26 protein-coding genes are annotated in these 23,854 nt (G+C 41.6%); 14 read left to right on the top strand and 12 right to left on the bottom strand.

What is annotated here, in order from left to right; translation table 11 throughout:
• Positions 1–12 precede the first annotated feature (12 nt).
• Complete coding sequence (gene panB, locus AB9K32_RS05895) at positions 13–831, bottom strand: 3-methyl-2-oxobutanoate hydroxymethyltransferase (protein WP_224836742.1); 819 nt, start codon at positions 829–831, stop codon at positions 13–15.
• A 70-nt stretch (positions 832–901) separates the two neighbouring features.
• Between panB and AB9K32_RS05890 the strand changes: the two genes are divergently transcribed.
• Positions 902–1,381 carry a nuclear transport factor 2 family protein gene (locus AB9K32_RS05890; protein ID WP_338195468.1) on the top strand — a complete coding sequence of 160 codons (480 nt, stop codon included), beginning with the start codon at positions 902–904 and terminating at the stop codon, positions 1,379–1,381.
• On the opposite strand, the gene AB9K32_RS05885 is transcribed toward AB9K32_RS05890, so the two are convergent.
• The gene (locus AB9K32_RS05885) at positions 1,378–2,802 is read right to left on the bottom strand and encodes an L-serine ammonia-lyase (protein ID WP_369884649.1); all 1,425 of its coding nucleotides are present in this window, start codon (positions 2,800–2,802) and stop codon (positions 1,378–1,380) included. The genes AB9K32_RS05890 and AB9K32_RS05885 overlap by 4 nt on opposite strands.
• A 229-nt stretch (positions 2,803–3,031) precedes the next feature.
• Between AB9K32_RS05885 and dnaK the strand changes: the two genes are divergently transcribed.
• Entirely contained in the window at positions 3,032–4,951 is a 1,920-nt protein-coding gene (dnaK, locus tag AB9K32_RS05880) for a molecular chaperone DnaK (RefSeq protein ID WP_369884648.1), read from the top strand.
• Between the two features lie 75 nt (positions 4,952–5,026).
• Here the strand turns inward: dnaK and AB9K32_RS05875 are convergent, their stop codons facing one another.
• Together AB9K32_RS05875 and AB9K32_RS05870 are read right to left on the bottom strand one after the other, a co-directional pair.
• Positions 5,027–5,671: a response regulator transcription factor gene (locus AB9K32_RS05875; RefSeq protein WP_224836746.1), complete on the bottom strand. Its 645-nt coding sequence runs from the start codon at positions 5,669–5,671 to the stop codon at positions 5,027–5,029.
• 686 nt (positions 5,672–6,357) lie between these two features.
• Positions 6,358–7,206 carry a hypothetical protein gene (locus AB9K32_RS05870; RefSeq protein ID WP_369884647.1) on the bottom strand — a complete coding sequence of 283 codons (849 nt, stop codon included), beginning with the start codon at positions 7,204–7,206 and terminating at the stop codon, positions 6,358–6,360.
• A gap of 366 nt (positions 7,207–7,572) precedes the next feature.
• On the opposite strand from AB9K32_RS05870, the gene AB9K32_RS05865 reads away from it, so the two are divergent.
• On the top strand, positions 7,573–9,051 hold the full coding sequence (locus tag AB9K32_RS05865) for a potassium/proton antiporter (protein WP_369884646.1): 1,479 nt from the start codon (positions 7,573–7,575) through the stop codon (positions 9,049–9,051).
• 8 nt (positions 9,052–9,059) lie between these two features.
• Here the strand turns inward: AB9K32_RS05865 and AB9K32_RS05860 are convergent, their stop codons facing one another.
• On the bottom strand, positions 9,060–9,449 hold the full coding sequence (locus tag AB9K32_RS05860) for a DoxX family protein (RefSeq protein ID WP_369884645.1): 390 nt from the start codon (positions 9,447–9,449) through the stop codon (positions 9,060–9,062).
• 84 nt (positions 9,450–9,533) lie between these two features.
• On the opposite strand from AB9K32_RS05860, the gene AB9K32_RS05855 reads away from it, so the two are divergent.
• Entirely contained in the window at positions 9,534–10,808 is a 1,275-nt protein-coding gene (locus AB9K32_RS05855; RefSeq protein ID WP_369884644.1) for a thioredoxin-like domain-containing protein, read from the top strand.
• A 6-nt stretch (positions 10,809–10,814) separates the two neighbouring features.
• Here the strand turns inward: AB9K32_RS05855 and AB9K32_RS05850 are convergent, their stop codons facing one another.
• The 6 genes from AB9K32_RS05850 to AB9K32_RS05825 all read right to left on the bottom strand — a co-directional run bounded on the left by AB9K32_RS05850 (position 10,815) and on the right by AB9K32_RS05825 (position 14,859).
• Positions 10,815–11,261, bottom strand: coding sequence for a hypothetical protein (locus AB9K32_RS05850; RefSeq protein ID WP_369884643.1), 447 nt, complete (start codon positions 11,259–11,261; stop codon positions 10,815–10,817).
• A 48-nt stretch (positions 11,262–11,309) separates the two neighbouring features.
• The gene (locus AB9K32_RS05845; RefSeq protein ID WP_252079889.1) at positions 11,310–12,263 is read right to left on the bottom strand and encodes a hypothetical protein; all 954 of its coding nucleotides are present in this window, start codon (positions 12,261–12,263) and stop codon (positions 11,310–11,312) included.
• A gap of 72 nt (positions 12,264–12,335) precedes the next feature.
• Positions 12,336–13,388 (bottom strand): ACR3 family arsenite efflux transporter, encoded by a 1,053-nt coding sequence (gene arsB, locus AB9K32_RS05840; RefSeq protein ID WP_252079888.1) that lies wholly within the window; start codon positions 13,386–13,388, stop codon positions 12,336–12,338.
• Positions 13,388–14,005 (bottom strand): low molecular weight phosphatase family protein, encoded by a 618-nt coding sequence (locus AB9K32_RS05835; RefSeq protein WP_252079887.1) that lies wholly within the window; start codon positions 14,003–14,005, stop codon positions 13,388–13,390. Before AB9K32_RS05835 ends, arsB begins: the two co-directional genes overlap by 1 nt.
• Before the next feature lie 10 nt (positions 14,006–14,015).
• Positions 14,016–14,483 (bottom strand): DUF6428 family protein, encoded by a 468-nt coding sequence (locus tag AB9K32_RS05830; protein WP_252079886.1) that lies wholly within the window; start codon positions 14,481–14,483, stop codon positions 14,016–14,018.
• Between the two features lie 46 nt (positions 14,484–14,529).
• Positions 14,530–14,859: a helix-turn-helix transcriptional regulator gene (locus AB9K32_RS05825; RefSeq protein WP_224836756.1), complete on the bottom strand. Its 330-nt coding sequence runs from the start codon at positions 14,857–14,859 to the stop codon at positions 14,530–14,532.
• A gap of 151 nt (positions 14,860–15,010) precedes the next feature.
• Here AB9K32_RS05825 and AB9K32_RS05820 point away from each other — a divergent pair, with 151 nt between their 5' ends.
• From AB9K32_RS05820 to AB9K32_RS05775, 10 genes are read left to right on the top strand one after another with little or no spacing between them, the layout of a single operon-like run.
• Entirely contained in the window at positions 15,011–16,165 is a 1,155-nt protein-coding gene (locus AB9K32_RS05820) for a cysteine desulfurase family protein (protein ID WP_369884642.1), read from the top strand.
• Positions 16,162–17,316 carry an XdhC family protein gene (locus AB9K32_RS05815; RefSeq protein ID WP_252079884.1) on the top strand — a complete coding sequence of 385 codons (1,155 nt, stop codon included), beginning with the start codon at positions 16,162–16,164 and terminating at the stop codon, positions 17,314–17,316. Before AB9K32_RS05820 ends, AB9K32_RS05815 begins: the two co-directional genes overlap by 4 nt.
• Positions 17,313–17,915, top strand: coding sequence for an NTP transferase domain-containing protein (locus AB9K32_RS05810; protein ID WP_252079883.1), 603 nt, complete (start codon positions 17,313–17,315; stop codon positions 17,913–17,915). The genes AB9K32_RS05815 and AB9K32_RS05810 overlap by 4 nt, the downstream gene beginning before the upstream one ends.
• Complete coding sequence (locus AB9K32_RS05805; protein ID WP_252079882.1) at positions 17,912–18,148, top strand: MoaD/ThiS family protein; 237 nt, start codon at positions 17,912–17,914, stop codon at positions 18,146–18,148. The genes AB9K32_RS05810 and AB9K32_RS05805 overlap by 4 nt, the downstream gene beginning before the upstream one ends.
• A complete protein-coding gene (locus tag AB9K32_RS05800) occupies positions 18,145–19,158 on the top strand; it encodes a HesA/MoeB/ThiF family protein (RefSeq protein WP_252079881.1) in 1,014 nt (337 codons plus the stop codon). Before AB9K32_RS05805 ends, AB9K32_RS05800 begins: the two co-directional genes overlap by 4 nt.
• A complete protein-coding gene (locus AB9K32_RS05795) occupies positions 19,151–19,594 on the top strand; it encodes a molybdenum cofactor biosynthesis protein MoaE (RefSeq protein ID WP_252079880.1) in 444 nt (147 codons plus the stop codon). Before AB9K32_RS05800 ends, AB9K32_RS05795 begins: the two co-directional genes overlap by 8 nt.
• On the top strand, positions 19,595–20,491 hold the full coding sequence (gene moaCB, locus AB9K32_RS05790) for a bifunctional molybdenum cofactor biosynthesis protein MoaC/MoaB (RefSeq protein ID WP_252079879.1): 897 nt from the start codon (positions 19,595–19,597) through the stop codon (positions 20,489–20,491). It abuts the gene before it with no gap.
• Positions 20,484–21,476: a GTP 3',8-cyclase MoaA gene (gene moaA, locus AB9K32_RS05785; protein ID WP_369884641.1), complete on the top strand. Its 993-nt coding sequence runs from the start codon at positions 20,484–20,486 to the stop codon at positions 21,474–21,476. Before moaCB ends, moaA begins: the two co-directional genes overlap by 8 nt.
• A complete protein-coding gene (locus tag AB9K32_RS05780) occupies positions 21,476–22,642 on the top strand; it encodes a molybdopterin molybdotransferase MoeA (protein WP_369884640.1) in 1,167 nt (388 codons plus the stop codon). Before moaA ends, AB9K32_RS05780 begins: the two co-directional genes overlap by 1 nt.
• Before the next feature lie 3 nt (positions 22,643–22,645).
• The gene (locus AB9K32_RS05775) at positions 22,646–23,401 is read left to right on the top strand and encodes a sulfite exporter TauE/SafE family protein (RefSeq protein ID WP_338195425.1); all 756 of its coding nucleotides are present in this window, start codon (positions 22,646–22,648) and stop codon (positions 23,399–23,401) included.
• On the opposite strand, the gene AB9K32_RS05770 is transcribed toward AB9K32_RS05775, so the two are convergent.
• Positions 23,398–23,745 (bottom strand): winged helix-turn-helix domain-containing protein, encoded by a 348-nt coding sequence (locus AB9K32_RS05770; protein WP_252079875.1) that lies wholly within the window; start codon positions 23,743–23,745, stop codon positions 23,398–23,400. The two genes, AB9K32_RS05775 and AB9K32_RS05770, sit on opposite strands and share 4 nt — an antisense overlap.
• Positions 23,746–23,854: the final 109 nt, after the last annotated feature.

Below are 23,854 nucleotides of genomic sequence, written 5' to 3'. Positions count from 1 at the left end.
GTAAATTGTAATTTAATACGATTCTTCTTCATTCGGGAAATCCTGACTTTTAACATCATCCACATATTGGGAAATGGCATTGCTCATTTCATCGTAGAGGTTTAAATACCTTCGTAAAAATCTTGGGTTGAATTCATGCGTCATTCCCAGCATATCGTGCACTACCAGAACCTGTCCATCTACATCGCCCCCTGCACCTATTCCAATTATGGGAATGGAGACGCTTTCTGCCACCTCTTTCGCCAATTTTGCAGGTATTTTTTCCAAAACAATGGCAAAACAGCCCAGTTCTTCCAATAATTTGGCATCGGACTTTAATTTTTCTGCCTCTTCTTCTTCTTTGGCGCGTACCGTGTAGGTTCCAAATTTATAGATGGATTGTGGGGTAAGTCCCAAGTGCCCCATTACAGGGATGCCCGCCTCAAGAATTCGGCTAATGGATATCTTTATTTCTTCACCACCTTCCACCTTTACGGCGTGGGCCCCACTTTCCTTCATAATTCGGATAGCGGAACGCAATGCCTCTTTGGAGTCACCTTGGTAACTGCCAAAAGGGATGTCCACCACGACCAATGCCCTTTTTGCCGCTCTTACAACAGAGGTGGCATGATAGATCATTTGATCCAAGGTTATGGGCAAGGTAGTCTCGTGTCCCGCCATAACATTACTGGCGGAATCGCCTACCAAAATAGCATCCACATTGGCACCATCCACGATTTTGGCCATGGAATAGTCGTAGGAGGTAAGCATGCTTATTTTTTCTCCATGCTTTTTCATTTCCACCAACGATTTTACCGTTACCCTCTTGTATTCTTTTTTAGCTGTAGACATCGAAATTATTTTTGATGGTTAAAAGTAAGCAGATTTGTTTAATTTAGGAGGTAATCAAAAAACTAATAAAATGAGAAAACTGTTTAGTACCGTGATTTTTTTTGCGGTAGTGTTATTTGGAAACGCCCAAGGTCCAAACCCATCTAGCGAAGAAACCAAAGCCGAGGTAAAACAGGTTATCGAAACTTTTTTTGATGGATTCCACAAACAAGATTCTACGATTATAAAAAGTACCGTGGCGAATAATGTTGTTTTGCAGACCACGGGTAGGAATCCAGAAGGGAAGACTCTGTTCAGAACGGAGGAATTTTCAAATTTTCTAAAATCGATAGTGGGTATTCCGGACACGATGGAGTTTGATGAAAAACTCACTTCTTTCTCCATTCAGGTGGACAGGACCATGGCCAACGCCTGGGTGGGCTATGAGTTTTGGTTGAACGGGGAGTTTAGTCATTGCGGCATTAATTCTTTCCAATTGATCAATTTTGATGGCGAATGGAAGATTATTTACCTTATTGATACCAGGGGCAAGGAAGGCTGTATGGACTAGCAGTCGCTCAAAAACACACCCACAGCGAGACCACCTTCCGAGGTTTCCTTGTACTTGGAACTCATATCTTTTGCGGTTTCCCACATGGTATTCACTACTTTGTCCAAAGGTACTTTACAATCTTTTGGGTCGGTGTCCAAAGCCAACTCCGCCGCATTAATGGCTTTAATGGCCCCCATTGCATTGCGTTCTATGCAAGGAACCTGGACCAAGCCGCCAATGGGATCACAGGTAAGCCCTAAATGATGCTCCATGGCGATTTCGGCAGCGATCAATACTTGTTCCGGGGAACCGCCCATCAATTCGGTTAAACCAGCTGCGGCCATAGCGGAAGAAACTCCGATCTCGGCTTGGCAACCGCCCATAGCCGCGGAAATTGTGGCACCTTTTTTAAAAATACTGCCCACTTCGCTCGCAACCAACAAAAATTGCTTAACATCGTCAAAGTCGGCGTCGTGGTTCTCGATAACCATGTAGTACATTAAAACGGCAGGAATAACACCTGCACTGCCATTGGTTGGGGCAGTGACCACTCGTCCGAGCGAAGCATTCACTTCGTTTACGCTCAGAGCAAAGCAGCTTACCCATTTTATGATCTGTCGGAACTTCACTTCGGTATCCCGTATGCTCTCCAACCACTCCTGCGGGTTGGAGTAGGGTACATCTCCCTTTAACTTTTGATGAATCTCGAAAGCACGCCGCTTAACGTTCAATCCGCCCGGAAGCTTTCCTTCGGTATGGCAACCCACATACATACATTCCAGCATGGTGTCCCAGATTCGCGCAATACCTTCGTCAATTTCGGGTTCCGTTCGCAATGAAAGTTCGTTTTCCATCACGATCATTGAAATGGATTTGTTTTGTGAACTACAGTGTTCAAGAAGTTCGTTGCCGGTTTTTACTGGGTGGGGGAATGCTTTAAAGGTCTCTTTGTTTTCCTTGGCATGGGTTCGCTCTTCCTTTACCACAAAACCGCCACCAATGGAATAATAGGTTTCGGAAATTACATCTCCCGTGTTCAATGTTGCTTCGAACAACATTCCGTTGGCATGGAATGGCAAAAACTCTTTTTTAAAGAGAATATCGTTCTGAAAGCTAAAGGGAATTGTTCTTTTTCCGCCAAAATTTAATTGGTTTTCTGCTTTTATTCTGTCAATACTTCCTGCAATACTGTCAATATCCACAGTTTCTGGGTCGGTTCCCAATAGTCCCATGACCACGGCAATGTCGGTGGCATGTCCCTTTCCTGTTAGGCATAGTGAGCCATAAAGATGCACTTTTATATGTTGGACGTTGTCAAAGACATTTTGTTCTTCAAGTTCGGCGATCCACCTTTCGGCTGCACGCCATGGGCCAAGTGTGTGGGAGCTGGAAGGTCCCACGCCTATTTTTAGCATATCGAACACACTAATACACTCCATAAACTCAATTTATAGTTTCAAATATAGGAAGCTAAGAAATACAAAAATGAGAATTTTTAAATATTGAGAGTCACATTTTGTGACAATCCGAACAAACCTTGCTGTAACAGGGTTAAAATCAAATAATCCTCAAAAATATGACAGCTTGTCATATTACGGCCCGTGGCATGAACATTGACATTTAAAGAGCAAACGAAAATATTTTTAAACAGACATAACTTTAGATACGATGAGCAAAATTATAGGTATAGACTTAGGTACGACCAACTCCTGCGTCTCTGTAATGGAAGGTAACGAGCCTGTGGTAATTCCAAACGCCGAAGGTAAGCGAACCACTCCATCGATGATTGCATTTGTTGAAGGAGGGGAAATCAAGGTAGGTGATCCGGCAAAAAGACAAGCGGTAACCAACCCTCACAAAACGATTTACTCCATTAAGCGGTTTATGGGCAACAAATACTCAGAATCCAGCAAGGAAGCCAATAGGGTTCCTTATAATGTGGTAAAAGGGGACAACGATACGCCACGGGTGGATATCGATGGTCGTTTGTACACACCTCAAGAATTATCCGCAATGATTCTTCAAAAAATGAAGAAGACGGCAGAGGATTACTTGGGTCAAGATGTTAGCAGAGCGGTAATCACCGTTCCTGCATATTTTAACGATTCGCAAAGGCAAGCTACCAAAGAAGCTGGAGAAATAGCGGGTCTAACCGTAGAACGTATAATCAACGAGCCAACCGCAGCATCTTTGGCGTACGGTTTGGACAAAAAAGACACGGACCAAAAAATAGTGGTATTCGACTTTGGTGGTGGTACGCACGACGTTTCCATTTTGGAATTGGGCGATGGTGTTTTTGAAGTATTGGCTACAGATGGCGATACCCATTTGGGTGGTGACGATGTGGACCAAAAAATAATCGATTGGTTGGCAGAAGAGTTCATTAAGGATGAGGACATGGACCTTCGTAAAGACCCGATGGCCCTTCAACGTTTGAGAGAGGCTGCCGAAAAGGCCAAAATTGAATTGTCTTCTTCTGCACAAACAGAAATCAATTTACCTTATGTAACTGCCACGGCATCAGGTCCAAAGCACTTGGTGAGAACATTGTCTCGTTCCAAATTCGAGCAATTGATCGCGGATCTGGTAAAAAGAACGATCGATCCATGTGAGAAAGCATTGAAATCCGCTGGACTTTCCAAAAGCGATATCGACGAGATCATATTAGTGGGAGGTTCTACCCGTATTCCTGCGGTACAGGAAGCCGTTGAGAAGTTTTTCGGCAAAAAACCGTCCAAAGGTGTAAACCCGGATGAGGTTGTGGCCGTTGGTGCTGCAATACAAGGTGGTGTGCTAACAGGAGATGTAAAAGACGTTCTTCTTTTGGATGTTACCCCGCTATCTTTGGGTATCGAGACCATGGGAAGTGTATTTACCAAATTGATCGAGGCGAATACGACCATCCCGACCAAGAAGTCACAAGTGTTCTCCACGGCGGCGGACAATCAACCTTCGGTTGAAATCCACGTGTTGCAAGGAGAGCGCCCAATGGCAGCCGATAACAAGACAATAGGTAGGTTCCATTTGGATGGAATTCCACCTGCGCCAAGAGGTACGCCTCAGATTGAAGTGACCTTTGATATTGATGCCAATGGTATCATCAAGGTTTCTGCTACCGACAAGGCTACTGGAAAATCCCAAGATATCCGTATCGAGGCTTCTTCTGGTTTGACCGAGGAGGAGATCAAAAAGATGAAGGCGGAAGCCGAGGCAAATGCCGAAGCAGATAAAAAAGCGAAGGAAACTGCCGATAAATTGAACGAGGCCGATGCGATGATCTTCCAAACAGAAAAGCAACTGAGCGAGTTTGGTGATAAATTGTCCGATGACAAGAAAAAGCCAATCGAAGAAGCTTTGGAAGAGTTGAAGAAAGCTTATGAAGGCAAGGACCTTGCGGTTATCACACCAGCTTTGGAAAAAATCAACGAGGCATGGAAAGTTGCTTCCGAAGAAATGTACAAAGCACAGGCCGAAGCGCAAGGTGGTGCCGCAGGAGCATCTGCCGGTGGAGCTGAAGGTGCTACCAATAATGGTGGAGCAGCTGAAGGCGACAACGTGGAAGATGTGGACTTTGAAGAAGTGAAGTAAATCAAATACGTTTTACTATATAGAAAAAACCCTGACGATTATGTCAGGGTTTTTTGTTTAATGAAAGTTTCCGGTTTACGCGGCGTTCAATTGTTGTGTCTCCATTTCCTTGATTTTTCTCAACGCTTCCGATTTCGAGTTCACATTTAACTTTACATAAATGTTCTGTATATGAAAATTCACGGCGCTGGGTGTAACAAATAGCTTGTCCGCAATCATTTTATAGGTAAAGCCCTGGGTGAGCAACTCTATGATCTCGTTCTCCTTTTTAGAGAAGACATCGAACGATTTTGTTTGGAACGAATCGATGATTTTTTTTGCCACATCCAGTTCCAGGGCAATCCCGTGCCGGTCCAGCGCATCGAGGGCATTTAACAACCTATCTTTGGTAATCGGTTTGATCAAGTAGCCATTGGCACCCTTCTTAAAGGCTTCCTTTATGAGTTGAAAATCGTTTTTTCGACTCATCATCAAAACCTTAAGGTCCTTGTTTTTACGATAAAAATAATCTAGGCCCTCTATTCCAGAAATACCGTTGAGCATGGTTTCGCAGATTATAATGTCCGGATGTGAACGAACAAAACTAGATAATAGACCATGAACCGAGGTGTAGACCCCGAGAAGTTCGTAGTCTTCAGTTTCTTGGAAGTACTGGGTGTAAATGCCAGCAAGCGTGTCGTCATTGTCGATGACAGCAATTTTTAATGCATTCTTTTTCATGATAAGAAAGATTTGGGGGTAAACTGTTACATAAATTTTTGTAGGTTAAGTTTAGGACAATATCGTCCGCATCCACAATTTTGAAGTTGGGACAAACCAATAAAATGCTTTACTGCATTGCCTAATACAAGGGCAACAACAGTATGAACACCATATTGGGTTCTCCAAAATCGGGTCTGATCCCTAAAGGGATCAAGAGCTATACATTGTGTAGTTGAGGATTTTACTCGTCAAAAAAGTAAAGTAAAAAGAGGTTTTGGGACGCCTTTTTTTGGAGTGTGGTAATTTTTTTTCATGACATAATAGATTTGGGATTGTATTATTTCACTAACGAATTTAGAAAATTTTAACTATCGCAAGTAATATTTGTAGTCATTTTCGTTCAAATGCACTTTTTTACATTTGCTCCAAAGTGGTTTTTATATGATCTAACACACTATAAATTAGTGTAAATAATATATAATCAAGTAGTTGTAAAAAAAATAGGATGCCGTCCCATCAGCATCCTATTCTTGAAGTAAATCGGTCAGATTGAAATAATACAACCCGCTATTATGATAGTCTGTCAGTTTCCCCCTGTCTTTCTTATCATTGTCATGAGTGTTTCTAATCTCGGCTATGAAACAGTTTCACAAGACACGTATCAGGTTTATTGACCGATTCAGTATGTAAATTGTAACCTATTATTATTGTTGATCTTGGAAAGACGTATCCGCGTATTCACGGGTATCATCGTTCAGCACAGTTTCGAATCCGGCGTTATTGCTGGCAACATCGATATACTGTTTCTGCTTACTTGAACGTCCGTAGGCTACTGTATATTGTGATACCGTGTTGTTGAAACCTCTATTGGACACCACAAACCCCATTTTTTTCTCTGGACTTAGCTGTATCGCATATTCGTCGCTATCACTATTAATATGGGCGCCAAGGTTTACGGATGCGGTGAGTGTGTTTTTTACCACTTGTGAGGCATATAGGTCTAATCCTCCATATCCATCTCTTCCTTCGGAAGCAAAAAACAGTAGAGTTTCATTATAGATGCTTGGGTAAAGTTCATCTTCTTTGGTATTGACTTTGGGGCCCAAGTTTTTGGAAACGCCCACGGAGCCATCGGCTGCAATCTCCGTAACGTAAATATCGTACTTGCCAAATGAGCCTTTCATGTTCGAGGCAAAGAACAAACGCTTGCCATCTGCGGTAACAGTAGGATGTTTGGCAGAGTAGTGTTTTGGACATACCTCCAATTGGGTAATATTGGCCCACTCACCGTTCACTTTTTCGGCACGGTACACGTGGTATACCAATTCTTTTTTGGAAAAAACACCATAAAGGGGCTTCTGGTAAGTGCCCTTGCTAAAATAAGCTGTTTTTCCATCTTCCGTTATCGACATGGAAGGCACATAACCATCAATTGTGGAAACGCTCCCGTTCATCGTATCGTTTATTATTTTTTCGTCTGCCTGTGCAAAAGTAGTCTGGCTGGTTAGCATTAATCCTGAAACAAGTAGGCTGTAAATAGTAGATCGTGTCATGATGTATAGATTTGGGGGTTAATACACAGCAAAGATCAAAAACAATTGCAGGGAATACTTATCAATTTTTCATAGGTTTTTACTTTTAACGACTAAAAAGTGCATTTCACCGATTATTTTTTAACTAATTAACACGGGTGTTCGCTTTAAAATGTATTTAAACGTGGTTTTTGTGTTTTTTGACGACTGTCGCGATATTTTAAAAATCAGCCTTTAAAAACCAAAACTTGATTCAGGTGATTCGTTCGGTGGTAGGATTGTTTATTATGGAGCTAAAATCAAACTAATTGAATTAACTTCGTGATTCTGAAAATTCAGCAAATAATTGATGTTGTCTGTTGTCCTACTTTAAACCCTTACTACTATATGAACATTACCATAGAAAACATCATATTAATAGGTTCGGTATTACTGCTGATCAGTATTTTGGCCGGTAAGACCACCTATCGGTTCGGTATTCCCACTTTATTGTTGTTTTTGACCATTGGTATGTTGGCGGGATCGGATGGAATAGGGGGGATTTATTTCGATAATCCCAAAATAGCACAGTTCGTGGGTGTTGTATCCTTAAACTTTATATTGTTCTCGGGCGGACTGGATACCAATTGGCAGTCTGTAAAACCGGTGTTGAAAGAAGGAATTGCACTGTCCACCTTGGGGGTGTTGTTAACGGCTGTAGGGTTAGGTTATTTTGTGTATTTTATAACCGATTTTACTTTATACGAAAGTCTTTTGTTGGGGGCAATTGTGTCTTCTACGGATGCAGCTGCGGTATTTTCGATATTACGTGGCAAGAATTTGGCGCTAAAGAAAAACCTAAGGCCCACACTAGAGCTGGAAAGTGGGAGTAACGACCCCATGGCCTATGTGCTTACCATTGCTTTTTTAACCTTGGTGCAGTATCCCGAAAAAAACATTGTATCGGTTTTGCCCATGTTTTTACTACAAATGGTGCTCGGTGGAGCAGCTGGCTTTTTGTTCGGAAAACTAAGTAAGATCATTATAAATAAGATTCGGTTGGATTTTGAGGGGTTGTACCCCGTGCTTACCATTGCTTTAATGTTCATTACTTTTTCGGCAACCGATTTTATTGGGGGCAACGGCTTTTTGGCAATTTATATTTGTTCCGTATACCTTGGTAATCAGAATATAATCCATAAAAAAACCATCATGCGAATGTTCGATGGACTCGCATGGCTTATGCAGATTGTTTTGTTCCTTACCTTGGGCCTGCTGGTATTTCCAACAGAAATAGTGCCTTTTATTGGAATAGGAATAATGATCTCCCTATTTCTGATTTTTGTGGCCCGGCCATTGGCCGTACTGATTTCCCTTTTGCCTTTTCGTATGAAGATGAGACGACGATTCTACATTTCTTGGGTAGGGTTGCGGGGAGCAGTGCCCATTGTATTTGCTACCTATCCGCTTTTGGCAGGAATAGATAAGGCAAATGTTATTTTTAATATTGTCTTCTTTGTTTCGATTACATCCGTTTTAATTCAGGGGAGTACGCTGTCCATTGTGGCCAAATGGCTCCATGTGGGATTACCGGAGCGTGTAAAACCCTTGTCCGCTACGGATGAGTTGTTGTCCGAGCACCCAAAGGCGATAATGAAGGAAATAAAAATAACGAAAACCTGTCCTTCCAATGGAGTTAAGATCGTTGACCTTGGATTTCCAAAAAATGCCATTATCGCCATGATCGAACGCGATGGAAACTATATTACCCCGAACGGACTTACCGAAATAGAGGCAAACGATAAATTGGTAGTGTTGACCGATAAGCCCGAAATCCTCGATAAGGTATACGAATCCCTCTCTTTAAAAAAGAAAGAAGAAGAATAAGCTTGAGATTAGAAAATTTTTCTGATCACAGGGATTTGGGACCTGTGCAACCATGCCAGAGCGATACAAAAACTTAGCGTTACCAAAGCCAGAGTAAAAAGTACACCTCCATCATTTTGTACCACTATTCCCAATTCTGTAATATGGGAAAATATGGCGCCCAGCATTATGCCAATGCCCAAAATGGCGCCTATCCAAGTAGTTTTAGGAACCAAAATAAGAATGGCTACGATCAATTCGATTATACCAAGACCAATTCTGCCATAAGGCTCCAAACCGAGTGTTGTAAAAATATGGACGGATTCCGGGGCTGCCGAAAATTTAAAGTAAAGCGTTTGTAAAAGGATAGCTGCTGGAACCAATCTTAAAATTAAATGGACAATGTTTTTTGTTTTCATAATGTTACTGTTTGTGTTGAATGATAGATTGGTCGTTACAACATGGGGTAAATAACCGTAAATCAGTAAATAAGTGTCCGATCTGTGAATTCTTCATTCTCTGGTCAAGCTATTTTTAGAGTTAGGGAAAGAGTAGAATCCAAAGCAGAATTGGTTACTTTTATGACCATGAAAAATTCACTGAAACTTCTCATTTTATTTCTGTTCGCATTGCATTCCTGTTCGGATACTCCATGGCTTTCAGGGTCTCTTCATTTGGAAAATGCAGAAGATTGGAAGCCTATGATTTATGTGGTCCATCCAGAAAAATTTAACGATTTCGCCCAAAGTTTTGTGGGAAAGGTATTGGATTCGGCCGAAGTAAACAGCGATGGGAGCTTTCAATTGGGAAAATTGCCAGACTTTAAAGATAAAACGGTGTTGATGCTTGTGGTGCAGAAAAGAGGGGAGAAGTACCCCAATAAATTACTGAACGAAAACCCGAGTACGGACAATTATTTTCCATTGGTGTATGAGCCAGGTACTTCTTTAAGGGTTGATGCCGAGATGGCAAATTTTCAATCTAGCTTCTCCATTGCGAATCCATCACCTGCCAATGCAGCGATGTTGGAATTGAGGGATTTGCGTAGGGATGCTTATAAATATCACTTTGAAAAGGAAAACAGCTCGAACTTAACCGATGAGGGATTATTGGAGCGCGAGAAAAATCTAAAAGCATATCAAGGCAAGTTAATTGATTTTGCGGATACCACAGCGCACCTATTGCCAGCCTTAATGGCCATTCGTTGGGCGAGTCCGGAAGGTAATTTTGAGCGTATTGCGGAAATGGTCTATGCACAATCCCTAAAATGGAGCAACTTATATCCTGGTCATAAATGGGTACAACAATTTACAGTAACAGTCGATAAAAAAAACTTACCAGTTCTTATAGGGGATTCGATTCCAGAGATACATTTACCCATGATGGATGGAACGGAAACTTCTTTGCGGCAATTGTCCAAAAACAAAAAACTGATATTGTTGGATGTTTGGGCATCTTGGTGCGCACCCTGTAGAGTGGAAAATCGAAATGTACTGGTGCCTTTGTGGGAAAGGTATGGTTCCAAAGATTTTATGATCGTGGCCTATGGTTTGGAGAGTAGCAAGAAAGCATGGGCCAAAGCTATTGAAAAAGACGGAGCATATAGGTGGTTACATGCTTCACATGTGCAAGGCGACCAGAGCCCTGTAATGGAGGAGTTAAGGTTAAAGACAATTCCGGCCAATTTCTTGTTGGACCCAGAGGGAAAAGTCTTGGCCAAAAATTTACATGGTCAGGATTTAGTTCGGTTTGTTGACGAATATATGGTTAAGAAGTAATGTATGTTACAAAAATTGATAGTAATAATTGAAGGAAAGCTCGATTATGGTTCCTAAAACAAAACTGATAATAAGCTCGGGCACGGAAATTTTTCCAAGGTTATACGTATTGGAAAAAGCCAAGTATAATGCCCAAAAAGAACAGCCCAGCAGGATAATTGTGGCATAAACAGGTACGTTGGAAGTAAAAAGACCTGCTAAATCAAAAATGGGGTCCAATACTGCGGTAAAAGCGAACAGGGCAAGCGTAAAATTACTTTTTTTATGCCCTTTGAACAGATAAATGCCGGCAATGAACAATTCAATACAAATGGCAATAGGCCCAAACTGATTGTAAAATTGAGGTTTAAAGTAGGCCTCAAAATCTTTCGGAAAAATACTGTTTGCGTAAAACAGAGCACCCAAAGCAAGGGCAATTGCCATAAATAGTATAGCGTTTAACTTTCTTTTCATCATAATTTGGTTAAGGTATTTCCGCAATCGCCGGAACAGTTTAACCCATTACTCACCAGATTTCCAAATAAAGTTTGGAGCCTGCTGATAGGTATAGGTGTCATCGGTCAAAATTTTCAATTCTTTGGTTTCCCAATTCATCAATCCTATATGAAATTGGGATTGCTCGTTGTCGAAGAGCTCAATGGCCAACCAATTACCATCCGGACTCCAATCGTGCCAGCCTTCATTTTGCTTGTTCTCAGTAAGTTTCCAACTTTTATTTCCATCAAGGCTCACCGCATACAGACTATATTTCCCATTTTGTTTGCTTTGATAGGTCACGAAATTTTCGGTAGGGTGCAATTTAGGAGCTCCCGCCCTGTATCCGTATTGGGCGGCAGTGGTGTCTTGTTCAGGATAATGGGTGAGTTGTTTTAGGTTTTTTCCGTCCTCATCAATTATGTAAAGTTCTTCATTGAATCCTTGGACTCTTTTGCTGTTGGTGCGACCGCCCCTAAAAACAATCTGTTCTTCATTATTGACAAACAACGGATCGGCTGCAAATGGTAGTCCCGTTTCCAGTCTTTTTATGATTTTTCCGTTTTTGTTGAGCACATAAAAAGTAGATTCATCAATAAGTTTGGGTTTAACGATGAGTTCGGAGCCATTATGTCTAGTACTCATCCAACTATCGGCCAACTCCAAATCGGATACTTTTTGGATATTTTTGCCATCAAAGCTGCTTTTGTAGAGAAAGTAGCAGCGTTTACAGGCATTTCTATCCGAAATAAAATATAAGGTGTCCTCTTGAGAAAAGTAGGTCCATTCCAGATCGGGCCGATCGGTAATGTTCGTTTTGTTGGAACCATCGAGTTCCATGGAGAACACCTCATAATTATCAATATCAGCATCCAACAAAACATTATATACCAACCCTAATTCGAGTTGATTCTTTTGTTTGTCCGTATTGCAAGACATCAAAAGCAAAACAATTCCAAGGGAGGTGATAACTTTGACCATGATTCTTCTATTTTTAAGAATATCAGGCTGAAGTTACTAAACTCCCCGAAATATTAAAATGCAGGTACTCTATTAAGCCTTCACTGTTTTATGCGTAAAATATTTTTTCTTGAGCCAAAATGAAACTTTCACCAATAAAATTAGTGCTGGCACCTCTACCAATGGTCCAATAACTCCCGTAAATGCCTGTCCGGAGTTAAGGCCAAAAACGGCAATGGCCACGGCAATGGCCAGCTCAAAATTGTTTCCCGCAGCTGTGAAGGCAACTGCAGCAGTTTTGTCGTACTCGGCTCCCATTGCTTTTGTGATGAAAAATCCAATAATGAACATAAGCGCAAAATAAATCAACAAGGGTACGGCAATGATCAATACATCCATTGGTATTTCAACAATAAGCTCTCCTTTTAACGAGAACATCACAACAATGGTGAACAATAGTGCAATCAAGGTAATCGGTGAAATGGCAGGAATAAAGGTTTCCGTATACCAATCTTCCCCTTTAAGTTTCACCAAAATTTGGCGGCTTAAAATCCCCAATAAAAAGGGTATCCCTAGGTAAATGGCCACACTCTCGGCAATGGTACCAATGGATATATCTACGATCGCACCTTCAAATCCAAAATAGGGAGGGAGGACGGTAATGAAAATCCATGCGTAAAAACTATAGGCAAATACTTGAAAAATACTGTTCAGAGCTACCAATCCGGCACCATATTCGCTGCTGCCTTCGGCCAAATCGTTCCAAACCAAAACCATGGCAATACAACGAGCCAAACCAATTAAAATAAGCCCGACCATATATTCAGGGTAATCCCGCAGAAAGATTATGGCCAGTGCAAACATCAAAACAGGCCCCACGATCCAATTCAGAAAAAGTGATATGGAAAGAATTTTGGTGTTTTTAAAAACCTTTGGGAGCAAGGAGTATTTTACCTTGGCCAATGGCGGATACATCATTAAAATCAATCCAATGGCAATGGGAATATTGGTAGACCCGCTGCTGAAAGAATTTACTAAATCCGGAAATGTCGGAAAAAAGTAACCTATTCCGACCCCAATGGCCATCGCCACAAATATCCAAAGAGTTAGATTTCTATCTAAAAAGCTTAATTTTTTGGTTGCCATTATTTTTGTATTTGAGAAAAAACATAAAACATTTCAGTTGCGATTTGCTCGCTTCGTTCCCTGTATTTTTGAGCCTGTTCGGGTGTGCCATCAAAAGCTTTGGGATCCTCGTATGTAATTGGAATCCGCTTTTCTGCACCCGGAACAAACGGACACCCCTCATCAGCCTGGGAACAGGTCATGATGGCCGCGAAATCTGATTTTGGGTTGAAATCATCATCCATTTTTTTGGAAAAACAGATGACAGGGTGTACGTTTTCGGAAAACTTGATGCCATACACTGGGTTTTTTCCTTCGGAGAGCATGTTTATTTCAAACCCGCAGCTTGCTAAAGTTGAAGCCACCATCGGAAATAGGGCAGTGGCTTCTGTTCCCCCGGAAAAACAGCTCACATTATCAATCCCAAAATAATGGGCCATGGTCTGTGCCCAAACTTGAGATAAATGACTTCTACGTGAGTTGTGGGTGCAGATTAAATTCAGTCGAATGGGTTGGTGGTTATCCAATTTTTCCTGAATGTACTCCACAAGAGGTGATAAGGTTTGTTTTCTTTCCTCAGCAATTGATGTTGTATCCAAATCGGAAACAAATTGGTTTAATTTTTCAAAAAGTGCCATAAGTTGGGTTTTAGCAGCATCCACTTCCAGGAGTGCAAGTTTGTGTGTTTTGCAATTCGGATAACTTTACTTTGGGCTTTTCGGTTGGGATACCACAATTGTCTTTGGCCAAACAGTCGGTTTGTTTGGTGGTCAATAGAAAGTTGGTTCCGTCAAAATCAAGAGCGAATTTTTCAATGGTCTGCCCTTGGTATTCCACTTCTACTTCTAGATTACCGATGCCCAATGTTTTTTGGGACAATTCTATAATATGGACCAATTTCTCTGGATGCAGTCTATGGTCGTAATCATCGGCGTTCCAAAGTTGAAAGTTGACCACCTCCTCGTTGCGAACTGTTCCACCACAGTCAATGAAGTGCTTTGTGATTTTACCCACTTCGGTAACATGAAAATGGTTGGGAACCAAATTTCCGTTGGGTAATTTAAAGGCGATGATGTTCAATTTGCTCAAGGCGGATTTAACTTCTTCTAATTTCATATCTATATATTTATTGTAATATTGCGATTAATTGTTTTAAATTTTTTTAGCAACACTCTTTGGTTTTGGTATCTTGATTCAGAAAATCGGACATTACGGATTTCATTTGTTTCCATTCGTCCTCATCAATACAATAACAGACACTTGTGCCCTCGACATTTCCTTTGATTAGGCCAATTTTTTTCAGTTCCTTCAAATGTTGGGAAATAGTGGGTTGTGCCAAACCAATTTCATCTACCAAATCACCGCACACACAGGTATTGAGCTTAAACAGGTATTGCAAGATAGCCACGCGGGCTGGATGTCCAAAAGCCTTGGCGTACTGCGCAATCCGATTTTCTTTCTCGGTAAATATTTCTGTTTTGGCTAAGCCCATTATCTTATTTGTATATTGCAATATTACGATTAAAGAAGTGCATACCAAAGAAAATAGCTAAATTATTTTAAAACGAAATTTAAAACTCTGTGCAAACTCTTATTATTCTTAGTACATTGCGTTGTGTACATCTATGCATAACGCTAAATTCTTGAAAGTAACACGTAAAATATATTTGGATTATAATGCAACCACACCCACCGACACAAAGGTAGTGGAGGCCATGCTGCCGTATTTTACCCAAAATTTTGGCAATGCGAACAGCGACCATTCTTTTGGTTGGTATGCTGAGGACGCAGTCGAAACTGCTAGAAATCAAGTTGCCAAACTGGTAAATTGTAGGGCAACTGAAATAACATTTACATCTGGAGCTACGGAAGCCGCCAATCTGGCTTTGTTCGGATTTTGCAAAGGGAACAGGAATAAGGGAAATCATATCATTTCCTGTAAAACCGAGCATAAAGCACTTCTAGAATCTTTGGAAGCATTGGAATCTGATGGTTTTGAAGTCACTTATTTGGATGTGGACAGACAAGGAAACTTTGATCTGAATGTATTGAAGGCAACGATAAAGCCGTCCACAATTTTGGTGTGTTTAATGTTGGCCAACAACGAAACAGGCTTGATTCATCCGATTAAAACCATAGCCGAAATAGCGCATTCCAAAAATGTTCCTGTGATGTCCGACATTACGCAAGCTGTTGGTAAAATTCCTGTTGATTTACAAGAATTGGGAATCGATATCGCTATTTTTTCATCACACAAACTCTATGGACCTAAAGGTGTTGGCGCACTTTACTTGAATAAAAGAAAAAATATTTCCATTGATAAACACCTTTATGGAGGCAGTCACGAAAAAGGAGTCAGACCAGGAACTTTGAATGTTCCTGGCATTGTTGGTTTTGGTGCAGCTTGTGAAATTGCAAAGCAAAGCTTGGTAGAGAATCAGCAAAAATTCAAAAGTCTTCAAAACCAATTGGAGGAGGGGTTGTTGACAATAGAAGGAGCAACCATTAATTGCCTGGATGAAGAACGGTTATCCAATACCACAAATGTGTCGTTTAAAGCAATTGATGGCACCAAGCTTCTTCGTTATTTGAACACGTTGGCCGTTTCTCGGGGTTCTGCGTGCACTTCAAATCAAGTAAATACGTCCCACGTGCTAAAAGCGATGGGAATTGAAGATGAAACGGCCTTGGCCAGTCTTCGTATCAGTACAGGGCGAAGCACCTCTTCGGAAGACGTTGAAAAAGCCTTGTCTGAAATCAAAAAAGCCGTTAACCAACTAAAAACAATTGCTGTATGAGAGAGTTGGACATGATCATATCAAAGTATCAAGAGCTCAGGTTGCAAGAAATCCGTTGCATTTTGGCCACCGTAGTACATGTTGAGGGCTCATCATATCGGAGAGCCGGTGCACGAATGTTGGTGGACGAATATGGAAATATCACAGGAGCTATAAGTGGAGGTTGTTTGGAAGGTGATGCGCTCAGAAAAGCACTTTTTGCATTGGACCTACAGGAAAACAAATTGGTCACATACGATACCAGCGATGAGGATGATGCGGTAATCGGTGCACAATTGGGCTGTAATGGAATTATTCAAGTCTTGTTCGAGCCCATTAATTATACCGATAGGCATAATCCCTGTGAGCTATTGAGAACTGTTGCCGAACAGGAAGTTCCAATGGCGGTGTCTGTTGTTTTTAATTTGGATAAATCCCAACAACAACTGGGAACCAGTTTGGTTACGGATGAAAATCAGGCAGTTTCAGGACAGCAGCTTCCCGATGATTTACAACAAGCTTTGCTTGTTAAAAGTAGAGAGGTCATCAATGAAAATGCATCTTGTTTTGCAGAGCTCACAACGGAAGAGAAAACAGATTTTGTGTTCATCCAAATCCAACAACCCCCAGTAAAATTGATTTTGGTAGGAGCAGGGAACGATGCCCAAATCCTGGCGCAACAGGCTGATTTGTTGGGATGGAAAGTAACCGTTACCGATGGTAGACCAACACACGCCAATAAAAAACGTTTTGTCGGATCATGTCAAGTTATTGTTACTAAACCAGAAGAAACACTAAAAAACATCAATATAGATCAACGCACTTGTTTAGTGTTGATGAGCCATAATTATAATTATGACCTAGCGGTACTCAAGTTATTGCTTGGAAATGCAGAGACACCATATATCGGTATCCTTGGGCCGTTAAAAAAGTACAATCGTATGCTTAACGAGCTTTTGGATGAAGATATTGAAGTGTCAAAGGAAGATCTAGCCAAAATCCATGCACCCGTAGGGTTGGAAATAGGCTCAGAGACCCCAGCCGAAATCGGATTAGCCATTTTGGCTGAGATTCAGAGTGTATTGACCAACAAGGGAGCGCGACCCCTAAAACAGAAAACTGAGCCGATTCACGATACAAAACAGAATCAATTTCAAAAAATAACCCTATGAGTTCAGAAGAAAACATTGCGGTGGTTGTTTTGGCAGCAGGTGGCTCTACCCGTTTAGGTCGACCAAAGCAGTTGGTTGAATTCAAAGGGAAAACACTTTTGGAGCATACCCTGAAACAAGTGATTATGCTTGGCTTTGAACACAAGATTTTGGTACTGGGCGCAAAACATCAAGAGATACAGGAGCAAACCGATACAGATGGGTTTACAGTGGTGGTTAACCCCGATTGGGAACAAGGAATGGCATTAAGCATAAAGCTGGGCTTAAAAACCGCCTTGACAGTGAAAGAATTGGACCATGCACTCTTTCTGGTATCCGACCAACCCTTTTTGGAACACATCAACTTAACCAAACTGGTGCAAGCTCAACTCACCAAGAAACCAAAAGCGACCTATTCCAAATACGACGATAGTATTGGAGTTCCCGCTATTTTTAACAAGGAGGCATTTCCGTTGTTGATGGAATTGGAAGGAGACGAAGGAGCGAAAAAGTTGATTTACGCAAAAGAATTCGACTATGGTACTGAAACCTTTAACAAAGGCGGGTTTGATGTGGATACGGAAGAGGATGTTCGACAATTAAAGAAAATGGAAGCATGAATGTGACGATAAAATATTTTGGTTTGGTGGCGGAAGCCGCTGCAAAGTCGGAAGAGATTTTGGAACTGCACGGAGCGATTACCGCTTCGGAGCTGAAAGTACAATGTTTGAACGGATTGGCTATAGCGGACAAAGATTCGGTACAGATAGCCGTGAACCAAAATTTGGATGATACCATATCAATTAATGATGGAGACGAAGTGGCTCTATTGCCACCGTTCGCAGGAGGATGAGCAGGTACGACAGACAAATAAAACTAACGGAAGTTGGACTCGAGGGCCAAGAAAAGCTTCGCAATGCCAAGGTGTTGCTAGTTGGTGTTGGAGGATTGGGCTGTCCTGCTGCGATGTATTTGGTAGGTGCAGGAGTAGGTAAAATTGGTTTAATGGACCATGATAAGGTCGATATGTCCAATCTGCATCGACAAGTTTTGTTTCAAGAATCGGATGTTGGAAAATCGAAAGCTGCGGTGGGTAAACAACGCTTAGAAAAACAAAATAGTGAGGTGCGGTTTGAAGTGTATAAAGAGCCGTTGACCATGGCTAATGCTGAAAACATCATACAGCAATATGATGTTGTTTTGGATGGTACGGACAATTTTGAAACAAAGTATCTCATCAACGATGCTTGTATTTTGGCAGATAAACCTTGGGTATTTGCATCCATTTACAAAAATGAAGGGCAATTGTCGGTCTTCAATTATAAGAATGGCCCTACCTATCGTTGTGTGTTCCCGAAAAGTACGCGACAGAACATCAGTTGTGAGGCTACAGGGGTTTTGGGTGTATTACCGGGCATCTTGGGAACGCTTCAGGCTGCCGAAGTCCTTAAAATCATCCTTGGGGAGGGAGAGGTGCTTTCTGGTAAGCTAAAGTTGATCAATATGATGCAAGCTAGCGAGCAGACCATCAACATAAACAAACGCCCTGCAGAAGTAGAAAAAATTTGCAAAAACGGAATAGCGCCCGTTTACATCGATTGTGATTTAAAAAACAAAGAACATTGGTATCTCGACGTGCGAGAAGTGTTCGAACAACCCAAACCGAAAGGCAAAAAGGTGCTGAGCATTCCAATGGGGGATTTAACATCTCGATACCAAGAAATACCAAGCAATCAGGACGTTTTTGTGTTCTGCCAGTCAGGAAAACGAAGCAAAAACGCCATAGAAATACTTAAAAACGAATTCGGCTTTCACAATTTGAAAAACGTAGAAGGCGGTATAGAAACAATTATTGATGGATAAGAAGAAACCAAAAAAAGTATTTGTACAAGGAGCGATTCCTCCCGAAAAAATAGCAACTTCGGTGGCGAACCACCAGAGCAAGACCAATATTGGCGCCCATAGCATTTTTTTGGGGCAAGTAAGAGCGGACAAAGTGGATGGCAAAACCGTCACCGCAATTGATTACACGGCTTATGAAGAAATGGCGGAAAAAGTGTTCCATGAAATTCGGGAAGAGGCCTTTGCCAAGTTCGATATAACCTGTGCCCATATTTATCATAGTTTGGGCAAGGTAAAGGTTGGCGAGTTGTGCTTGTTCGTGTTCACCTCTTCGGCACATCGAAAAATCACTATTGAAGCGACCAACTTTTTTGTGGAGGGAATAAAGGCGAAAGTACCTGTGTTTGGCAAGGAGATTTTTGAAGACGAAACCCATCAATGGAAAGTAAATAGGTAAATGGTAGACATTACACATAAAGTAACCACTTTGCGGGAAGCCACCGCAGAAGCTATCGTAAAAACGAGTAGTCAAACTACGATTGATGCGATACAAAACAATGCCGTTCCCAAAGGGAATGTGTTTGAAATGGCAAAGGCAGCCGGCTTGTTGGGTGTTAAAAAAACACCAGATTTGTTGCCTGATTGTCATCCCTTGCCCATTGAATACACGGGAATCGATTATGAAATCAACGGCTTGGAGATTATCATTTCCATGACAGTCAAGACCATTTACAAAACAGGGGTAGAGGTGGAGGCGATGCACGGAGCCAGTATAGTAGCACTCACCATGTACGATATGCTGAAACCGATTGATAAAAACGTCGAAATAAGCACCATTCGGTTGAAATCCAAAAAAGGAGGGAAGTCCTCGTTTAAAATAAACTCAGAGGGATTGACTGCTGATGTGGTGGTCTGTTCCGATACCATTTCGAAAGGAAAAGGGGAGGACAAAGCAGGCGAAGCCATTATCGAGAAATTGAAGTCTTTGGGTGTGCCATCCCAAAAAAGCATCATTCCCGATGAAGCTGACGAAATCATCCAAAAATTGAAAAATACCAAAGCCGACCTGTTGATTTTTACAGGAGGAACAGGTGTAGGACCAAGAGATGTCACCCCACAGACCTTGGAGCCCTTGTTGGACATCAAACTAAAAGGAGTAGAAGAACAAATACGAAGCTACGGGCAAAACCGTATGCCGTATGCGATGTTTTCACGTTCCATCGCGGGCATAAAGGACGGCAAATTGATATTGGCACTGCCGGGCTCCACCAAAGGTGCGGCAGAGTCCATGGATGCGATTTTCCCCCACGTGCTGCATGCATTTAAAGTGATAGAAGGAAAAAGGCATGATTGACAAAAAACCACAAATAATAGACAATTTCGGTAGGCCACATACCTATCTGCGTATTTCATTGACGGACCGTTGCAACCTGCGGTGCTTTTACTGTATGCCCGAAGAAGGTATTGAGTTAATGGAAAAACCCAGCATCATGACCTTGGAAGAAATCATTGAGATTACAGGGACATTTCGGCATTTAGGGGTGGATACGGTACGGTTGACGGGCGGCGAACCTTTGGTTCGGAAGAATTTCGGCTATTTGGTCGAAGAGTTGGCCAAGTTGGGTGTCACCCTAAAATTGACTACCAACGGCATTGTGCTGGACAAATATTTGGACTTGTTTGATAAAATTGGCCTGCGTAAAATCAATTTTAGTTTGGATACGTTGGACAAGGCAAAATCGATATTCATCACCAAACGGGATTATTACGAGCGCATTATGCGCAATCTCGAAATGGCGCTCGATATGGACATGCACATCAAACTAAATGTGGTATTGATCAAGGGAGTTAACGATAATGAGATCAACGATTTTATTGCACTGACCCAACTTAAAGATTTAAGTGTCAAATTTATTGAGTTTATGCCTTTTAAGGGGAATAAATGGGACTGGAGCAAGGGAGTATCCAAAGAAGAAATTTTACAGACAGTCGGAGACAAATTCGGGGAAATAGAGACTTTGCAAAACCCAAAACACAGTACGTCCACCAACTTTAAGGTGAAAGGGCACCAAGGCAGTTTTGGGATTGTGAGCACAATTACCAATCCGTTTTGTGATGAGTGCAACCGCATTCGATTGACGGCCGATGGAAAAATGAAAAATTGCCTTTTTGCCACCTCCGAAACCGATTTATTGACCGCGTTTCGTAATGGAGAACCCATAGAAAACATCATTTTGGAGTCCATCAAATTCAAAAAACATTCCCGGGACGGTATGGACGTAAAAATGGATGCCGACCATTATGAGCAGAACCGTTCCATGATTTCAATAGGAGGCTAATGGTTACGATAGAAGAAGCACTTGGCATTATAGAAGACCAGAAAATTGACCTGAAAACTGAGGTTAGACCTCTTGAGGCATCACTTGGGTATGCCCTTTCTAAAAATATTATATCGCCTTTTGATGTCCCCGAGTTTGATAATTCCGCCATGGATGGATATGCCCTGTGTGGACTTTATCAGGAATATAAATTGGTAGGTGAGGTGGCTGCTGGCGATTCCAAGGAAGTTTCATTGCAAAATGGCGAAGCGGTTCGGATTTTTACTGGTGCGAAGGTGCCTGAAAATACTACGGCTGTGATGATGCAGGAGAAAACCTCCGTTAAAGACAAGACGCTATTTCTTGATGAAATGCCCAAAGTGGGTCAGAACATCCGAAAAAGGGGCGGTCAGTTGGCGGAAGGGCAAGAGGTTTTTGAAAAAGGACATATGTTGAATCCACCCTCTTTGGCGTTAATGGGCAGTTTGGGAAGGTCTGAACTGGAAGTTTTTTCCAAGCCGCGAGTCAACATCATCACAACAGGGAATGAACTCGTAAAACCCGGTCAACCAAAGTTGGTGGGACAGATTTACGAATCCAACAGCTACGCAATTTCTGGAGTATTAGAGCAATTCGGGTTTGAGCATCATCAAAAAACACAGATACAAGATGATTTTGAGGCCACAAAGGCGGGCATTCAAACCGCATTGGAGTCTTGTGATGTGTTGATTATTTCTGGAGGTATTTCGGTAGGGGATTATGATTTTGTAAAACAATCCCTCGAAGAAAATGGAGTTAAGGAGTTGTTTTACAAGGTGTTTCAAAAACCAGGAAAACCGCTCTATTTTGGAAGAAAGGACAATAAGTTCGTGTTTGCTTTGCCAGGAAACCCGGCCTCATCGCTGACTTGTTTTTATGTGTACGTGCTTCCGTTGCTTCACAAATTATCGGGATATCGGAGGACTGGTTTGCCAACCTATCAATTCCCAATAAAACATGGGTATGAAAACCGTTTTGGGCGCCCATCTTTTCTAAAAGCTGCTATTTTGGATGGAAAAGTTGAGGTTTTGGACGGTCAAGGTTCCTCTATGATTCAATCCATGGCCAAAGGAAATGTACTTGCTTTTGTGGATGATGGAGAAAAGTTAACAGCAGGTGATTTGATCAGGTGTAAATTAATTTCCTAAGCAATGAGCGTTGAATATTTGCCCATTGTCTTCTTTTTAATCGCGCTGTTTTATAGTTCGGTCGGCTTTGGGGGTGGGTCCAGTTATTTGGCTATCCTCAGTCTTTTTTTGACAGACTTTTACGAGATACGCTCCACAGCGCTAATTCTGAATATTTGCGTGGTCAGCATAGGAACTCTGTTTTATATTAAGAATCGGGTGTTCAACCTTAAAAAGTTTTGGCCTTTTTTGGTGGCAAGCATTCCATTGGCCTATCTGGGTGCGCAATTGCGACTTTCAGAGGCTTCTTTCTTTTTAATTTTGGGAACTGCATTGATCTTGGCAGGTATTTTTATGCTCTTGCGTTTTGTGAAGAAAAAAATGGACACCAAAGCATTTTCAAATCCCAATAAAGTGATATTGGGAGGGGGTATAGGATTACTTTCAGGAGTTTCGGGGATTGGTGGGGGTATTTTCCTTTCTCCGGTATTGAATCTATTAAAATGGGCGAATCCAAGAACGGTAGCTTCGTTGGCATCTGTTTTTATTTTGGTCAATTCCATTTCTGGGTTGATCGGTCTGAATATGTCGGGGACCTTTACATGGAACAGTGAATTGATATGGCAGCTTATAGTTGCCGTTGTGATCGGTGGAAGTATTGGTTCCTATCTGTCCAACAAAAAATTTAATCTTAAGTTTTTGGGAATGCTCACCAGTATTTTGGTGCTCTATGTGGGTTTTCGTTTGATATTACTTCACGGATTTGGTATCCGTATTTAAATCAGCTCTAACATTTCTTGAGTGTGTTGCTCCACAGTTGCCTGAATCTGGGTATTCATCTGTTGAAAGGCAGATAGCACCTTTTTGCCCCTTGGTGTCAATTCGGCGCCTCCACCTTGAGTACCGCCTTTATGAAGTTTCACATAAGGCTGTTGTCCCCGTTGGTTCATATCTTCCACCATGGCCCATGCTTTTCGGTAGGACATGCCCATTTCCTTGGCCGCTTTGGATAGGGAACCGTTTTTATCGATCAAAATTAATAGTTGTGCTCGCCCTGGTCCAAAAAACTTTTTTCCATCGATATCGATCCAGCATCGTACTTTGAGATCTTTTTTATCTGTCATAGTAGTCCAATTTAAGAATCAATTGCAAAAAATAAGAAGAGTTTGGTATAAAAACCACCACTGGGCGAATATCAAACTGAAAGTGTTTAATGTATAGCTAAAAAAGATA

The organism is Allomuricauda sp. XS_ASV26 (genome assembly GCF_041224615.1).
GTDB classification, from domain to species: Bacteria; Bacteroidota; Bacteroidia; order Flavobacteriales; family Flavobacteriaceae; genus Flagellimonas; species Flagellimonas alginolytica.
The sequence above is the reverse complement of the archived record's forward strand: the minus strand, read 5'-3'. Positions and strand labels throughout refer to the sequence as shown.